Source organism: Mesorhizobium sp. M7A.F.Ca.CA.001.10.2.1 (assembly GCF_003998575.1).
Taxonomy (GTDB): Bacteria; Pseudomonadota; Alphaproteobacteria; order Rhizobiales; family Rhizobiaceae; genus Mesorhizobium.
Genome location: NZ_RZQY01000082.1, coordinates 1 through 14,632 on the forward strand (window position 1 = coordinate 1; position 14,632 = coordinate 14,632).

A 14,632-nucleotide genomic window follows, 5' to 3' on the forward strand; every position below is an offset into this window, starting at 1 on the left:
TCGTTGATGTTCTCGATCGCCGTTCTGAGGCGAAGGTCGGCAGCCTCGGAACGCAGCGCCAGATGACGCTGTTCGGTGACGTCGACGGCAATGCCGATCAGCTGGATCTCCGGCGCTTCCGGATCGATGACCTGTGCCCGTGCGCGCATCCAGACCCATTGGCCGTCCGCATGGCGCATGCGGAACACCTGGTCGATATGATCGATCTCGCGTGCGACGATTCTGTTGGCGAGCTCGAACAGATCGCCGTCCTCGGGATGGATGATCTGGTCGACCTCGCCGAAGGACAGCATCGTGTCGCAGGGCTTGTAGCCGAGCATGTCATACATCGAGCGTGACCAGTACATCTTGCCGCGCACCATGTCCCAGTCCCACAGGCCGCAGCGGCCGCGCACCAGCGCCATGTCGATGCGCTGATGCGCTTCGAGGTAGATACGGTCAGCCGCCTGCGCACGCGCCGCCTGGCCGAAATAGGCATAGAGGATGACGATCAGCACACCGGCCGTCAGCACGAACAGGGTGACGTTCAGCGAAACAGTCTTGCGCCATGCATCGAAAACCGCGTCCTGTGGCACCAGGGCCGCCGATGCACCCTTTCCGCCATTCGCCAGGCTGACCGCCGCGTACCAATCCCGTCCGTCGATGTTGACGTCCATGACGCCGGCACGATCGCCGAACATGAACAAGGGCTGGCCGCCCTCGACGAGGCCGTCGAGCGAATGGCCCTGCCATGGCATCGAGCGCGGCGTCACCGCGACGATCTTGAAAGCGCTGTCGGTGATGACAAGCACATGGCTGCGGCCCATCGCGCCCTGACGGCTGGTGGTCTCCAGCAGATCCTGTATGGCGCCGGGCACCGTTTCCGAGGTTGTGGCGAGCGAACTGGCCAGCTGGCCCGCCGCCAGCGTCAGGATCGCCTTGGCATTGCGCTCGACATCGTCGCGCTCGTTCATCAGCGACAGCACACGCAGCGCCGCGATGACGATCAGGAAGGTGATGATGAGGACAGGTATTGATCGGCGCAGCAGCGGCTCGGCGGCCAGAAGCCGCCGGTAGGCCGGTTCGGCGATGAGCCGCGTATTCCCGGCAAGACCGTCGCCGCGCGTCTCGCGATGCGCAAAAACCGTCCCTCCGGGCGCGCCCCACGCGTCCGCCTTCGCCATAAATGGCACTCCCCGAATTTGCCTATGCTGCTTGGTGATCCGGCAAACGCCGCACATCCGAATCGTCAGTAAAGAATCAAAGGTGATTCGCCTTGTCCAGTAGTCCGGCGAAAAAAGATTAAAAATCGACTAAAATAATGCCGAAACGGTCCAATGCCGCTTGTGCGCCTGACCGTCTCTGAGGATTGACAAATTGTAGTTTATAAACTACATGATCCTCATGATCGACCTGAAGCAGACGGAAACGTTCCGAAAGTGGTGGACGCGGCTAAGGGATGAGCGCGCTCGGGGTGCGATCTTTGCTCGGCTCGACCGCCTTGCCTATGGGCATCCGGGAGATGTCGAGCCCGTGGGGGAAGGGATAAGCGAGTTGCGTATCCACTACGGCCCGGGCTACCGCGTCTATTTTCAGAAGCGGGGGACCACGATCATCGTCCTTCTGTGCGGCGGCGACAAAGGCACCCAAAAGAAGGACATCACGACGGCGAAACGTCTGGCAAAGGAATGGAGCGAATGAAATGGCTGAGAAACTGACAACCTTTGATCCGGCTGAAGGCCTGACCTCTGATGAGGCCATTGCGGCATTCATGGCGGAAGCATTTGCTTCCGAAGATTCCGGCTATATCGCGCACGCGCTGGGTGTCGTAGCCCGCGCCAAGGGCATGGCCCAAATAGCGAGCCAGACGGGACTTTCGCGTGAACAGCTTTATCGCTCCTTCAGTGAGAACGGCAATCCGACCCTGAAAACGACGATTGCCGTGATGAAGGCGCTTGGGATCGAGTTGACCGCAAAGCCCCAGTCCCATCAGCCGGGACTGATTTAACGGGCGCTTGAAGAAATTGCATATTTACGTCAGCGTGCGCTCGACGATATCCCGCAGATCCGCCGACAGGTTTTCGGCGCCGGCGATCGACAGCAGCGCTTCCCTGGCCTTGGCCTGCCGCAAAGGTTCGAGCGAACGCCACGATCTGAGCGCCGTCGCCAGCCTGGCCGCCACTTGCGGGTTGCGCTTTTCAACCTCGAGCACAGTCTGGGCAAAGAACCAGTAGCCTTCGCCGTCAGCACGATGGAAGCCGGTCTGGTTGGCGCTGGAGAAGGTGCCGATCAGCGAGCGCACCCGGTTCGGATTGCCCATCGAGAAGGCCGGGTGGCTGGTCAGGGCCTTCACGGTGTCGACGGTTTGCGGTCCCGGAACGCTGGCCTGGATCTGGAACCATTTATCCATGACCAGCGGGTCGGACCTATAGGTCGTCTCGAAAGCCGCCAGCGCCTCGACCGCCTCGGGCGAACCGTGGTGACGATGCGCGAGCACGGCAAGTGCTGCCGCGCGGTCGGTCATGTTGGTCGCCGACTGGAAATGCCTGGCGGCGAGTGCTGCTCCACTCGGCTGCAGCGACAGATAATCCAGCAAGGTGTTGCGCAAGGCGCGTCGTCCGGCGCTCGCCGCGTCGGGGCTGAACGCTGCTTTGTCTGCAAGGCCGCGGTAAAGGCCCGAAAAAACGTCCCGGTTCGCAGTGCCGATCGCCAACGCCAGTGCCTCGCGAGCCGCATAGATAGCATCGGGGTCGATGTTCCGGCCGATGTCGCGGGCGATGTCGGCTTCGCCGGGCAATGCCAGCGCCAGTGCTCGATAGGCCGGCTCCAGGGTCTCGTCGCCGGCGATGCTGCCGGCGAGTTCGATCAGCCGCGGTGCAAAGGCCGGCTGCTTGCCGCCGAGGATCTCGCGGAAGGCGGTGATCAGTGCATCGGTCAGCAATGTATTGAAGGCCTGCCAGCGCGAGAAGGCGTCGCTGTCATGGCGGGCGAGAAAGAACTGGTCGTCGGCTTTCTGCTCGACGGACAATGTCACCGGCGCCGAAAAGCCGCGGTTGAGCGACACGGCCGGGCGCTCGGTGACGCCTGAAAACCGCACCATGTGGCGACGCTTGCGGATATGGATGACGCCGTCCTCGACGCTGGCGCCTTCGACGCCGCTATATGGCACAGGCTTGCCGCCGGCGCCGATCAGGCCGAAAGCCAGCGGGATGTGCATCAGCCGCTTGCGGCTTTCGGAGGGTGTCGGCGGTACCGACTGCTCGATTTCGAGCGTGAATTCCTGCGCCGCCGGATTGTGCGTCGAACTGATCGTCAGGTTCGGCGTGCCTGCCTGATGATACCAGAGCGCGAACTGCGACAGGTCGCGGCCGGACGCATCCTCGAACACCTTGATGAAATCCTCGATCGTCGCCGCGTCACCGTCGTGCCGCTCGAAATAGAGGTCCATGCCGGCGCGAAAGACGTCGGCACCGAGAATTGTGCGGATCATGCGCACCACTTCAGAGCCCTTCTCGTAGACCGTGGCGGTGTAGAAATTGTTGATCTCGCGGTAGCGGCGCGGCCGCACTGGATGCGCCAGTGGGCCCTGGTCCTCGGGAAACTGGTGGGCGCGCAAGGTGCGCACTTCGGCGATGCGCTTGACCGCGCGCGAGCGCTGGTCGGCGGAGAATTCGTGGTCGCGGAAAACCGTCAGGCCTTCCTTCAGGCAGAGCTGGAACCAGTCGCGGCAAGTGATTCTGTTGCCTGTCCAATTGTGGAAATACTCATGCGCGATGATCGCCTCGATATTGGCGAAATCGGCGTCCGTCGCGGTCTCCCGGTCGGCCAGCACATATTTGTCGTTGAAGATGTTGAGGCCCTTGTTCTCCATCGCTCCCATGTTGAAGTCGGACACGGCGACGATGTTGAAGACGTCGAGATCGTATTCGCGGCCGAATGCCTCTTCGTCCCATTTCATCGACCGCTTCAGGGCATCCATCGCGTAGCCGGCCAGCTTCTCCTTGCCGGGCTCGACATAGATGCCGAGTTCGACCGTGCGGCCCGACAGCGTGACGAAACTGTCTGCAAGCTGGCCGAGATTGCCGGCCACCAGCGCGAACAAATAGGATGGCTTGGGAAAAGGGTCGTGCCACACTGCATAGTGCCAGCCGTCGCCGAGGTCGCCCCTGTCGACCAGGTTGCCGTTGGACAGGAGCAGCGGCGCTTCGTCACGCATTGCTTCTATGCGCACCGTGTAGACGGACAGGATGTCGGGACGATCGAGGAAATAGGTGATGCGGCGAAAGCCCTCCGCTTCGCATTGCGTGCAGTAGACATTGCTCGAGCGGTAGAGGCCCATCAGGGCTTCGTTGCCCGCCGGCGCCACCTCGGTCTCTATGAGCAACTGGAAGCGACGTGCCGCCGGAGGCTTGAGGATTGTCAACCGGTCAGGCGTCGCCAGCAGATCCGCCGGTTTTACCTTCTTGCCGTCGATCTCGATGCGCTTGAGCGTCAGCCCGTCGCCGTCGAGCACCAACGGTGCCGACAGGGAGACGTCGTCACGACGCTCTATCGTGAGGACGGCGGTGACACGCGTTGCGTCTGGCGAAAGGCGGAAGGTAAGGTCGGTTTTCGGAATGAGGTAGTCGTTGGGGCGATAGTCTTCGAGTTTGAAGACCTGGCCGGTGTCCGTGCGCATTCCGTGGGTTTTCCTGTCGATTGCGTTGGCGGCGGATTGTGTCCGCTGGTCCAAGAAATTTGAAGTCCGCGCTCTTTACACGAAACGGCCCCTCGACAAAACTGAGGCAATGCCTATTTCAGGCGTTCCTTCTCCTGTCATCATCACGAGGCACCCATGACCGTCGTCACACCGAAATTCGGCATGGGCGCATCCGTGCTGCGGCGCGAGGATGCCGCCTTCATCCAGGGCCAGGGCCGCTATACCGACGACATCCAGCCGGCTGGCGTCCTGCATGGCTATGTCCTGCGCTCGCCGGTCGCCAAGGCCAGCTTCACCATCGGTTCGACCGAGGCGGCGAAGACGGCACCTGGCGTCCATCTGGTGCTGACCGGCAAGGATCTTGCCCATCTCGGCGATCTGAAATCCGGCGTCATGCAGGAACAGCCGGACGGCACCAAGGCTCCGACGCGCGACATCCCGATCCTGTGCGGCGACCGCGTCAACTATGTCGGCGATGCCATTGCCTTCGTCGTCGCCGACAGCCGAGCCTTGGCGCAGGATGCCGCCGAACTGATCGATGTCGACTATGACGGCGAAGATGCGGCCTCCGGGACGGCAACGGCATTGGCCGAAGGCACGCCGCTGGTCTGGCCGGAGCTTGGTTCCAACCGCGCCTTCAGCTACCACATGGGCGACAAGAAAAAGAGCGAAGCGGCTTTCGCCAAGGCCGCCCATGTCACCCGCATCGAGTTCGTCAACAACCGGCTGGTGTGCAACTACATGGAGCCGCGCTCCGCGATCGGCGAATGGAACGTCGAGGAGAAGCGCTTCGTGCTGACCACCGGGTCGCAAGGCGTGCACTCCATGCAGTATATCCTGGCCAGCGTGTTCAAGATCAAGAAGGACCAGCTGCGCGTCATCACGCCTGATGTCGGCGGTGGTTTCGGGCCGAAGAGCTTCGTCTACCGCGAATATCCGCTGGTGCTGGAAGCGGCAAAGCGGCTTGGCCGCCCGGTGAAATGGGCCGGTGACCGCACGGAGCACTTCCTGACCGACGCGCAAGGCCGCGACAATTTCGTCACGGCCGAGATGGCGCTCGACAAGGACGGCCGCTTTCTCGGCATGAAGGTGGACCTGCTCGCCAACATCGGCGCCTATATCTCGCAATACGGCCCGTTCATCCCCTATATCGGCGTCACCATGTCGACCGGTGTCTACGATATCCAGGCGCTCGATGTCTCGGTCACCGGCCTTTACACCAACACCTGCCCGGTCGATGCCTATCGCGGTGCCGGCCGGCCGGAAGCGGCGTTCCTGTTGGAAAAGCTGGTCGATGCCTGCGCCCACGATCTCCGCCTGCCTGTCGAGGAGATCCGCCGCCGCAACTTCATCCGGCCGGAGCAATTTCCCTACCGGACGCAAACCGGCCGCCTCTACGACACCGGTGAATTCGAAGGCCATATGGAGCGCGCTATTGAGCAATCCGAATGGAAAGCGTTTCCCGAGCGGCTGGCGCAATCGAAGGCCGGCGGAAAAATCCGCGGCCTCGGCATGGCGACCTATATCGAGGCCTGTGCCTTTCCGGGCTCCGAACCGGCCTTCGTCGAACTCAACGGCGATGGCACGGTGACGCTGAAGATCGGCACCCAGACCAACGGGCAGGGGCATGCCACCGCCTATGCGCAGTTCCTGTCGGAAAAGCTCAATCTCGACATCGACAAGATCCATGTCCGCCAGGGCGATACCGATGAATTGAAAGCCGGCGGCGGCACCGGCGGCTCGCGCTCCATACCGCTGGGGGGTGTATCGGCTTCCCGCGCGGGCGAGGATCTGGCCAACAAGATCAAGCGCATCGCCGCCGACGAGCTTGAAGCCTCGGCCGGCGACATTGAGCTGTCTGATGGTGTTGCCCGCATCGTCGGCACCGATCGCTCGATCGATTTTTCCGCCATCGCCAAGGCCGCCAAGACGCCGGATGATCTCAAGGGCTTTGGCGAGTTCGTGCAGGACGAATGCACCTATCCCAACGGCACTCATATCTGCGAGGTCGAGATCGATCCCGACACCGGCGCGACCGAGATCGTCCGCTACACCATCGTCGACGATTTCGGCGTCACCGTGAACCCGATCCTGCTCGCCGGCCAGGTGCATGGCGGCGTCGTGCAAGGCATCGGCCAGGCACTGACCGAGGACACCATCTATGGCGAGGACGGACAGCTTTTGACGGCGAGCTTCATGGATTACGCCATGCCGCGCGCCGACAATTTCCCGTTCTTCCATTTCGAGACCCGCAACGTGCCTTCGACCACCAATGCACTCGGCATCAAGGGCGCGGGCGAGGCCGGCACCATCGGCTCGACCCCGGCGGCGCTCAATGCGGTGACCGACGCGCTCTGGCGCGCTTATGGCGTCAAGCACATCGACATGCCGGCAACGCCGGCGCGTATCTGGGCGACCATCCGAGAAGCGTCGGGAGCGTGACAGCAGGCCCCGGCAGCCCCCCGGCCACAGCCAGCGGTGATGCCGGCGGGCACGACACGCTAACCGGCATCATGTTCAAGATCGTGTCGGTGGCGGTCTTCGTCGGCATGCAGACCTGCATCAAAGCCGCAGGCACGGTTCCGGCCGGCCAGATTGTCTTCTTCCGCTCTTTCTTCGCTATTTTCCCGATCATCGCCTTCCTGGCCTTCAGGAAAGAACTCGGCACTGCCTTCACCACCAAGCGTCCGTTCAACCACATCGCCCGCGGCCTGGTCGGCGTCTGCGCCATGGGGCTCGGCTTTTTTGCGTTGACCCGGCTGCCGCTGCCAGAAGCGATCACGCTGAACTACGCGCAGCCGCTGCTGGTGGTGGTGTTCAGCTCCATCTTCCTCGGCGAGGCCATCCGTGTCTATCGCTGGAGTGCGGTCGCGGTCGGCCTGGTCGGCGTGCTGATCATCTCCTGGCCGGAACTGACGCTGCTGAGTTCCGACGAGGCGCTCGACGATCAGGAAGTGCTTGGCGTCATCGCCGCTCTTGTCGCCGCGGCGATCTCGGCCGTCGCCATGCTCTTGGTGCGCAATCTCGTTCAAAGCGAGCGCACAGCGACCATCGTGCTGTGGTTTTCGGTGACGGCGAGCGTCATGTCGCTGCTGTCGCTGCCATTCGGCTGGCAGGCGCTGACGCCGCTCCAGGCGGCTCTTCTTGTTGCCGCCGGCTTCTGCGGCGGTCTCGGCCAGATCCTGATGACGGCGGCCTATCGCCATGCCGAGGCCTCGGTGGTGGCGCCGTTCGAATATACGTCGATGATCCTCGGCGTCGTCGTCGGTTATCTCGTCTTCGGCGACGTCGCCACGCTCCATATGCTCGTCGGCGGCCTGATCGTCGTCGCCGCCGGCATCTTCATCATCTGGCGCGAACGCCAGCTTGGCCTGGAGCGGACCCGCACGCGCAAGGCATCTTTGCCTGAAGGGTGATTACGACAGCTCGGCTCGCTCCTTCGCCAACCGAACCAGCACCGTCCTCGTCTGCTCATCGGCTGGAAAAAACGATTCGATCGCCAGTTCCGACAGGGTCACGTCGAGCGGCGTGCCGAAGACGGTGATGGTGCTGATGAACGACAGCACCTGGTCGCCGTGCGCAAGCCTGAGCGGGTGCACGATGGGGTTCGGCTCTACCGACACCGGCCGACTGCCTTTCAAGCCGGACGGATAAGTCCTCAGCTCACGCTCGAGTTCGATCAGCACCGCGTCGCCGCTCGCGTCATTCTGGTGTTTCAGGCGCTCGAGCAGATGCGTCCGCCATTCCTGGAGATTGACGATGCGTGGCGCGATGCCGCCGGGATGAAGGCTGAGGCGAAGGACGTTGACCGGCGGCGTCAGCAGCGAAGCCTCGCTGACATCGGCAAGGAAGGGGGCAATGGCGGCATTGGCCGAAACCAGGTTCCAGTGGCGGTCGACAGCGAGTGCCGGGAAAGGCTCGTGGCCTTTGAGGACGATCTCGACCGCCGCCATCGCCGGCGCCATCGTGGTGTCGGTCAATGAGCGCTCGCCGAAGCTCGGCGCAAAGCCGGCGGCGAGGAGCAACTGGTTGCGCTGCCTCAGCGGTATCGACAATTGCTCGGCCAGATGCAGCACCATGTCGCGTGAGGGCGCGGCGCGGCCGCTTTCGACGAAGCTCAGATGCCGCTGCGAGATTTCGGCCTCCATGGCGAGGTCGAGTTGAGACATGCGGCGGCGGGTGCGCCACTCGCGAATGAGGCTGCCGGCGGAGGTTTGGGCTGTTGTCATGAGGGCATGGTTAGACTGGGAGAGGGGGGCATTTCAATTACGTCTGAGGTCATAGTTCTTGCCGGCGTTCGCCTATCCACATTGGAGATTGGCGAAAGCGGAGATGACAGCCAATCTCCCCCCTCGTGGAGGAGATTGGCCAATCACCCAAGTGCACGCAGCTTCGCCTTGACTTCGAGAAAATCCCGCCACGCCAGCTTCTTGTGCGACGGGGTTCGCAGGAGATAGGCCGGATGCAGCGTCGGCATGGCCGGGATGGCGATGCCGGACGCCGTCGTGTGGGCGCGCCAGTTGCCGCGCAGCCGCAATATGCCTTCCGAGGTGTTGAGCAAGGTCTTGGCTGACGGGCCGCCAAGGTTGATCAGCACCTTCGGATTGACCAGTTCGATCTGCCGCTCGATGAACGGCCGGCAGATCTCGGTTTCGTGCGGCGTCGGCGTGCGATTGCCCGGCGGCCGCCAGGGAATGACATTGGCGATATAGACTGAAGTACGGTCGAGCCCGATCGCCGCCAGCATGCGGTCGAGCAGCCGACCCGATCGGCCGACGAAGGGCAGGCCCTCGATGTCCTCGTCGCGGCCGGGTGCCTCGCCGACCAGCATCACGGCGGCGTCCGGGTTGCCGTCGGCGAACACCAGGCTCTTGGCGGTGGCCTTGAGATTGCAGCCCTCGAATGCCGCCATGTGCTGGCGAAGCTCGTCCAGCGTCGTTGCTGTCGTCGCCAATTGGCGAGCCAGTGCCGCCTGCGCTTCGTCGGGAACGGTGGCCGACGTTGGGCGCGCAACCGGCGGCGCACTTGATCTGTCACTTGGTTCGGGGCGAGACATATTCGTCGAACGCTGCGGTGCGGCGATATCGCCCGAAGACGCCGCCGCGCGCTCCATGGGCTTTGGCGCAACCTCGGCGAATCGGTTCACGGGCTGGTCTTCAAGCGCCTCGTCGACGCCCACGCTGGCGTAAAAGGCCAGCAAGTCGGCGATGTCAGGTATGTTGTTTGGGGAAGCGGCAGTCATGCCGGCACATTCATCCGCGCGAGCACGATTTGCAAGTTTGTGATTGGCGAAAGCGGTGATGACAGCCAATCTCCCTCCTTGAGGGGGAGATGGCCGGCAGGCCAGAGGGGGTCGTCGCGCGTAGAGCGTCAACCTCCTCTGTCGGCGAAGGGGAGTCGCGTCCGGTCGTGCCGCCCCTCGAGGGGGGAGAGCGCGCCCCGCATCCGCGCCTCATCCCGTCGGTATGCGTGGATCCTGCACGAGGTAAAACGTCCATCGCGGTGTGTAATCAGTCATCAGGAATTCGAACCTGGCGGTTTTCAGCGGGTCGACCTTGCCATTCCTGAACAGCAGCCGGTCATAGGGTTCGAAATCGCGATCGAAATCGGCGAAATTGCTCGACAAGATATTGTCCGGCGTCTTGTTGCGCTGGTCGAAGGAAAGCCCGTCGCCGAACACGCTCGGCCGATTCAGGATCTCCTGCAATTCGAACTGGAATTCGACCCAGGCCTGGCCGCTGTTGTTGAGCACCTCGATGCGCATATACATCATGCCGTTGGCGAATTCGTCGGCCTTGCCGAATGCCTGGATCGGTTTTGTCGTGCGGATCGTCAGCGTCACCGGCGTTGACGAATTCAGCTCTTCGGTGATGACGAACGGATCGTCCTTCGTTCCGATGCCCGAGGCGCCGGTGATGTGGAAGCCGCCAAGCTCGTCGGAGAAGGAGTAGGCGCCAGCCGCCCAGACCTTCACTTCGTCGGCGGCAGCGTGATGCGGCGCCAGCATCAGAAGGGCCAAAAGGAGCGCCCGGCGGATCCGGCCGGGCGGGAAAAGAAAGCGCGTCGATGAAAAGCCGGCTGGCCCAGGAATGCGCATGGCGTGAAGTATGGCCGATAAGCAAGCCGTCGAACAATTAAAAACGCGCGCCTCGCAGGCAATGCCGGGCGAAAAGCAGTCTTCCAGCCTCGCAATGCGCGACTTTTTGGCCAAAACGGCATTGTCACGTATGCGCCGGTTTCCTGTCGTCAATTGATGCGCTATGCAGCGCGGGAGCCAGCAAGATACCCGAATGGGATAAGCCAGTGCGGAGGGGTTGATGAGCGACATCGAACGCGAAAGCATGGAATTCGACGTGGTTATCGTCGGCGCCGGCCCTGCCGGCCTCGCCGCAGCCATCCGCCTCAAGCAGGTCAATCCCGAGCTTTCGGTCGTCGTCCTGGAGAAGGGCGGTGAGGTCGGCGCCCATATCCTCTCCGGCGCCGTTGTCGATCCGATCGGCATCGACCGGCTCTTGCCGGGCTGGCGCGATGAGGACGGCCATCCCTTCAAGACGCCGGTCACATCAGACCATTTCCTCGTCCTTGGTCCTGCCGGCTCGTTTCGCCTGCCCAACATGCTGATGCCGCCGCTGATGAACAATCACGGCAACTACATCGTCTCGCTCGGCAATGTCTGCCGCTGGCTGGCGACCAAGGCCGAAGCGCTCGGCGTCGAGATCTATCCGGGCTTTGCCGCCGCCGGCCTGCTCTACAATGAGCAAGGCGCCGTCACCGGTGTCGTCACCGGCGACATGGGCGTCGAGAAGGACGGAACGCACGGTCCGGGTTTCGCACCCGGCATGGCGCTGATGGGCAAATATGTGCTGATCGGGGAGGGCGCTCGCGGCTCGCTCGCCAAGCAGTTGATCGCCAGATACAAGCTTTCCGATGGCCGCGAACCGGGCAAATACGGCATCGGCCTGAAGGAACTCTGGCAGGTCAAGCCGGAGAACCACCGTCCGGGCCTGGTCCAGCATTCCTTCGGCTGGCCGCTTGACTTGAAGACCGGCGGCGGCTCGTTCCTCTACCATCTCGAGGACAATCAGGTGGCGGTCGGCTTCGTCCTCCACCTCAATTACAAGAACCCCTGGCTGTCGCCCTTCGAGGAATTCCAGCGCTTCAAGACCCATCCGGCGATCAGCGGGACTTTCGACGGCGCCAAGCGCCTCGGCTATGGCGCGCGCGCCATCACCGAGGGCGGCTGGCAGTCAGTGCCGAAACTCTCCTTCCCCGGTGGTGCGCTAATGGGATGTGCGGCGGGCTTCGTCAACGTGCCGCGCATCAAGGGCTCGCACAATGCCGTGCTGTCCGGCATGCTGGCGGCCGAGCATGTCGCAGAGGCGATCGGTGCCGGGCGCGCCAACGACGAACTCGCTTCCTACGAGGAAGCCTGGCGCGCGACCGACATCGGCAAGGATTTGAAGAAGGTGCGCAACGTCAAGCCGCTGTGGTCGCGCTTCGGCACGATCGTCGGTGTCGGCCTCGGCGGCCTCGACATGTGGCTGAACACGCTGTTCGGTGTCTCGCCCTTCGGCACGCTGAAGCATGGCAAGGCCGACTATGCGACGCTCGAGCCTGCCGCCCGGCACAAGAAGATCGCCTATCCGAAGCCCGATGGCGTGCTGACCTTCGACAGGCTGTCCTCGGTGTTCCTGTCCAACACCAATCACGAGGAAAACGAGCCGGTCCACCTGCTTGTCGGCGACATGGAACTGCAGAAGCGGTCCGAGCACGATGTCTTTGCGGGCCCCTCGACGCGTTACTGTCCGGCCGGGGTTTACGAGTGGGTCGACAAGGACGGCAATGCCGCCGCCGATCCCACGGCCAAGGATGTGCGCTTCGTCATCAACGCGCAGAACTGCGTCCACTGCAAGACATGCGACATCAAGGACCCGAACCAGAACATCAACTGGGTGCCGCCGCAAGGCGGAGAAGGCCCGGTCTACCAGGGCATGTAGGCTCGCGCCGGCCACAGCGTGCAAAGCCCCGACGACGGCTCGGGTCTCCCGTGGCAAGTGAAACATTAGGACTGTTGAAACTGCCGCGCGCTTATGGTTCCATTCCTTGACGATAAGGAGATGGCCAATGCGCCTGGCGGTTCTGGCATGCCTTGTGGCGATCGCTGCGCTGTTCGGTTTGGCTTCGGCGGCCTCGGCCGGCACCAGGGTGGTGGTCAAGACGCGGACCTACGACATCACCGGGAACACGGGGCTGGCGCTGATGCAGGCTATGGACCGCAAGGGGCCGAAGCACGGCTTCATGACGCACGCCATCGCGTTGACCGGCTACGCAGTGGATTGGGACCTTGACACCAGCCAGGACAATGGCGTTTGCCGCTTGCGGCGCGCCAACGGCACGCTCAATCTCTTTTATACGTTTCCGCGTGTCGCCTCGGCCACCACGCCGACGCTCCGGAAGCGATGGACGCGGTTCTTCGCCGGCGTCCGCGCCCATGAGGAAACCCATGGCCGCATCGCCAGGGAGATGATGCGGGCCACGGAAAGATCGATCTCCGGCCTCAGGATTGCCGACGACCGGTTCTGCTACAAAACACGTCGCGAGGCACAGCGACGTATCAAGGCCACCAATGCCGCATATGAGGCCAAGCAGCTCGCTTTCGATGCGCGCGAGCATCGCGATGGCGGCCATGTCCAGCATCTCGTCATCGCTTTGGTCAGGCCCTGATCCTTCAGCCTGGCGTCTTGCCGGTCTGGCTTATGGCCGCGGTCGCGGTTTCATGTTCGTCGAGCGGCTTTTGCTGGTTCAGCCTGAGTGAGAACTCCACCATGACCGGAAGGTGATCCGAGCCGGTGTCTTCCAGCCGTGTCGCGGAATGGATGGTCACGCCGCCCTTGCTGAAAACCTGGTCGATCGGCAGGCCGGCGAAGCGCCGCAGGAAGTCCGGCAGCTTGATGTGGATCCAGGTCGGGCCGGCGGACGGCATCACGGTCAGCCCGCCAAGCGCCGCGACCCGCCGCACGGCGGCACTCCATGGCGCGGCATTGCAGTCGCCCGCCATGATGGCCGTCTCGCCGAGCGCGGAAAGCGGCTCCGTCAACTCGCCGATCTGCCAGTACTGCTCGCGTGGCCACGGCCAACTGAGGTGGATCGCCGCGACATCGACGTCGATCCCGCCGAAGTCGACGGTCGCTGTCGCCATGGCGCCGCGCCTTTCGCAACGCGCCTCGGTGCCCGCGGCAAAGGGCCTCCGCGAGAGCAACGCGACGCCGAATATGCCGTTGGGATAGGGACAGAGGATCCGGTATGGATAGGCGCTGCTGATATAGCCAAGCTCGGTCGCCCACATCGCCGATACCTCGTCGAGGGTGATCACGTCGGGATTGGTCCGGCCGATCAGCGACAGCACCTTCTTCGGCGTCGGATTGTCGTAGCGCAGGTTCATCTGCAGCAGCTTGTAGATTGCGCGGTCTTCGTTCTTGGCTTCATAGGCGGCCTCAACCGGCCACAGGCGGGAGAAGGACAGCGACCCGGAAGTGGTGGCGAAGGCCGCCACGGCAAAAAGCAGTGCCACGGCCGCCTGCAGGCGAAATGTCGTGGCCAGCAGCGGCAGCGCGCAAAGCGCCATCAGCACGGCAAGGTGGACGCGGAAATGCGAGAAGGAATCGAAGGCGGGATGCAGCGTTCCGAAAAACCCGGCCACCAGAGCGATCGAACAGGCCAGCATTGCCAGGAATGCAACCGAAATCAGCAATGTCCCGAGGCTCGCTCTCTCCATGCCGCCTGCTTATCGGCAGAAATGCGGCCCAATCAAGATGAGAAATGCCGCCGCGGTGCGTGGCATCGGCCTACTGGAACGCCGTTTCCGAAAAACTTCTGAGCTTGCGCGAATGCAACCGCTCCATCGGCATTTCCGCGAGCTTCTCCATCGCCCTGATGCCGATGGTCAGGTGCTGC

13 protein-coding genes are annotated in these 14,632 nt (G+C 63.0%); 7 read left to right on the plus strand and 6 right to left on the minus strand.

The window, feature by feature from the left end; translation table 11 throughout:
- Window positions 1-1,163 (minus strand): PAS domain-containing protein (locus EN964_RS08130; RefSeq protein WP_127276292.1); only part of this gene is annotated, 1,163 nt, incomplete at its 3' end.
- A 220-nt stretch (window positions 1,164-1,383) separates the two neighbouring features.
- Between EN964_RS08130 and EN964_RS08135 the strand changes: the two genes are divergently transcribed.
- Together EN964_RS08135 and EN964_RS08140 are read left to right on the plus strand one after the other, a co-directional pair.
- On the plus strand, window positions 1,384-1,680 hold the full coding sequence (locus tag EN964_RS08135) for a type II toxin-antitoxin system RelE/ParE family toxin (protein WP_127270969.1): 297 nt from the start codon (window positions 1,384-1,386) through the stop codon (window positions 1,678-1,680).
- 1 nt (window position 1,681) lies between these two features.
- Window positions 1,682-1,987 (plus strand): addiction module antidote protein, encoded by a 306-nt coding sequence (locus tag EN964_RS08140; protein WP_127270971.1) that lies wholly within the window; start codon window positions 1,682-1,684, stop codon window positions 1,985-1,987.
- Between the two features lie 24 nt (window positions 1,988-2,011).
- Here EN964_RS08140 and pepN read toward each other — a convergent pair whose 3' ends face one another.
- The gene (pepN, locus tag EN964_RS08145) at window positions 2,012-4,657 is read right to left on the minus strand and encodes an aminopeptidase N (protein WP_127269853.1); all 2,646 of its coding nucleotides are present in this window, start codon (window positions 4,655-4,657) and stop codon (window positions 2,012-2,014) included.
- A gap of 156 nt (window positions 4,658-4,813) precedes the next feature.
- Between pepN and EN964_RS08150 the strand changes: the two genes are divergently transcribed.
- Both EN964_RS08150 and EN964_RS08155 read left to right on the plus strand, forming a co-directional pair.
- Entirely contained in the window at window positions 4,814-7,120 is a 2,307-nt protein-coding gene (locus EN964_RS08150) for a xanthine dehydrogenase family protein molybdopterin-binding subunit (RefSeq protein ID WP_127270973.1), read from the plus strand.
- Entirely contained in the window at window positions 7,117-8,094 is a 978-nt protein-coding gene (locus EN964_RS08155; RefSeq protein WP_127270975.1) for a DMT family transporter, read from the plus strand. The genes EN964_RS08150 and EN964_RS08155 overlap by 4 nt, the downstream gene beginning before the upstream one ends.
- Here the strand turns inward: EN964_RS08155 and EN964_RS08160 are convergent, their stop codons facing one another.
- The 3 genes from EN964_RS08160 to EN964_RS08170 form a co-directional block, all read right to left on the minus strand.
- Window positions 8,095-8,907 carry a helix-turn-helix domain-containing protein gene (locus EN964_RS08160; RefSeq protein WP_127270977.1) on the minus strand — a complete coding sequence of 271 codons (813 nt, stop codon included), beginning with the start codon at window positions 8,905-8,907 and terminating at the stop codon, window positions 8,095-8,097.
- 143 nt (window positions 8,908-9,050) lie between these two features.
- Entirely contained in the window at window positions 9,051-9,920 is an 870-nt protein-coding gene (locus EN964_RS08165; RefSeq protein WP_127270979.1) for a uracil-DNA glycosylase family protein, read from the minus strand.
- Between the two features lie 210 nt (window positions 9,921-10,130).
- A complete protein-coding gene (locus tag EN964_RS08170; protein WP_127269925.1) occupies window positions 10,131-10,775 on the minus strand; it encodes a hypothetical protein in 645 nt (214 codons plus the stop codon).
- Window positions 10,776-10,785: 10 nt separating this feature from the next.
- Here EN964_RS08170 and EN964_RS37590 point away from each other — a divergent pair, with 10 nt between their 5' ends.
- The 3 genes from EN964_RS37590 to EN964_RS08180 all read left to right on the plus strand — a co-directional run bounded on the left by EN964_RS37590 (window position 10,786) and on the right by EN964_RS08180 (window position 13,402).
- Window positions 10,786-10,932, plus strand: coding sequence for a hypothetical protein (locus EN964_RS37590; RefSeq protein WP_155930595.1), 147 nt, complete (start codon window positions 10,786-10,788; stop codon window positions 10,930-10,932).
- A gap of 63 nt (window positions 10,933-10,995) precedes the next feature.
- The gene (locus EN964_RS08175; RefSeq protein WP_127269927.1) at window positions 10,996-12,675 is read left to right on the plus strand and encodes an electron transfer flavoprotein-ubiquinone oxidoreductase; all 1,680 of its coding nucleotides are present in this window, start codon (window positions 10,996-10,998) and stop codon (window positions 12,673-12,675) included.
- Window positions 12,676-12,802: 127 nt separating this feature from the next.
- On the plus strand, window positions 12,803-13,402 hold the full coding sequence (locus EN964_RS08180) for a DUF922 domain-containing protein (protein ID WP_127269929.1): 600 nt from the start codon (window positions 12,803-12,805) through the stop codon (window positions 13,400-13,402).
- Between the two features lie 4 nt (window positions 13,403-13,406).
- Here EN964_RS08180 and EN964_RS08185 read toward each other — a convergent pair whose 3' ends face one another.
- Complete coding sequence (locus tag EN964_RS08185) at window positions 13,407-14,453, minus strand: endonuclease/exonuclease/phosphatase family protein (protein ID WP_127270982.1); 1,047 nt, start codon at window positions 14,451-14,453, stop codon at window positions 13,407-13,409.
- Window positions 14,454-14,632 lie beyond the last annotated feature (179 nt).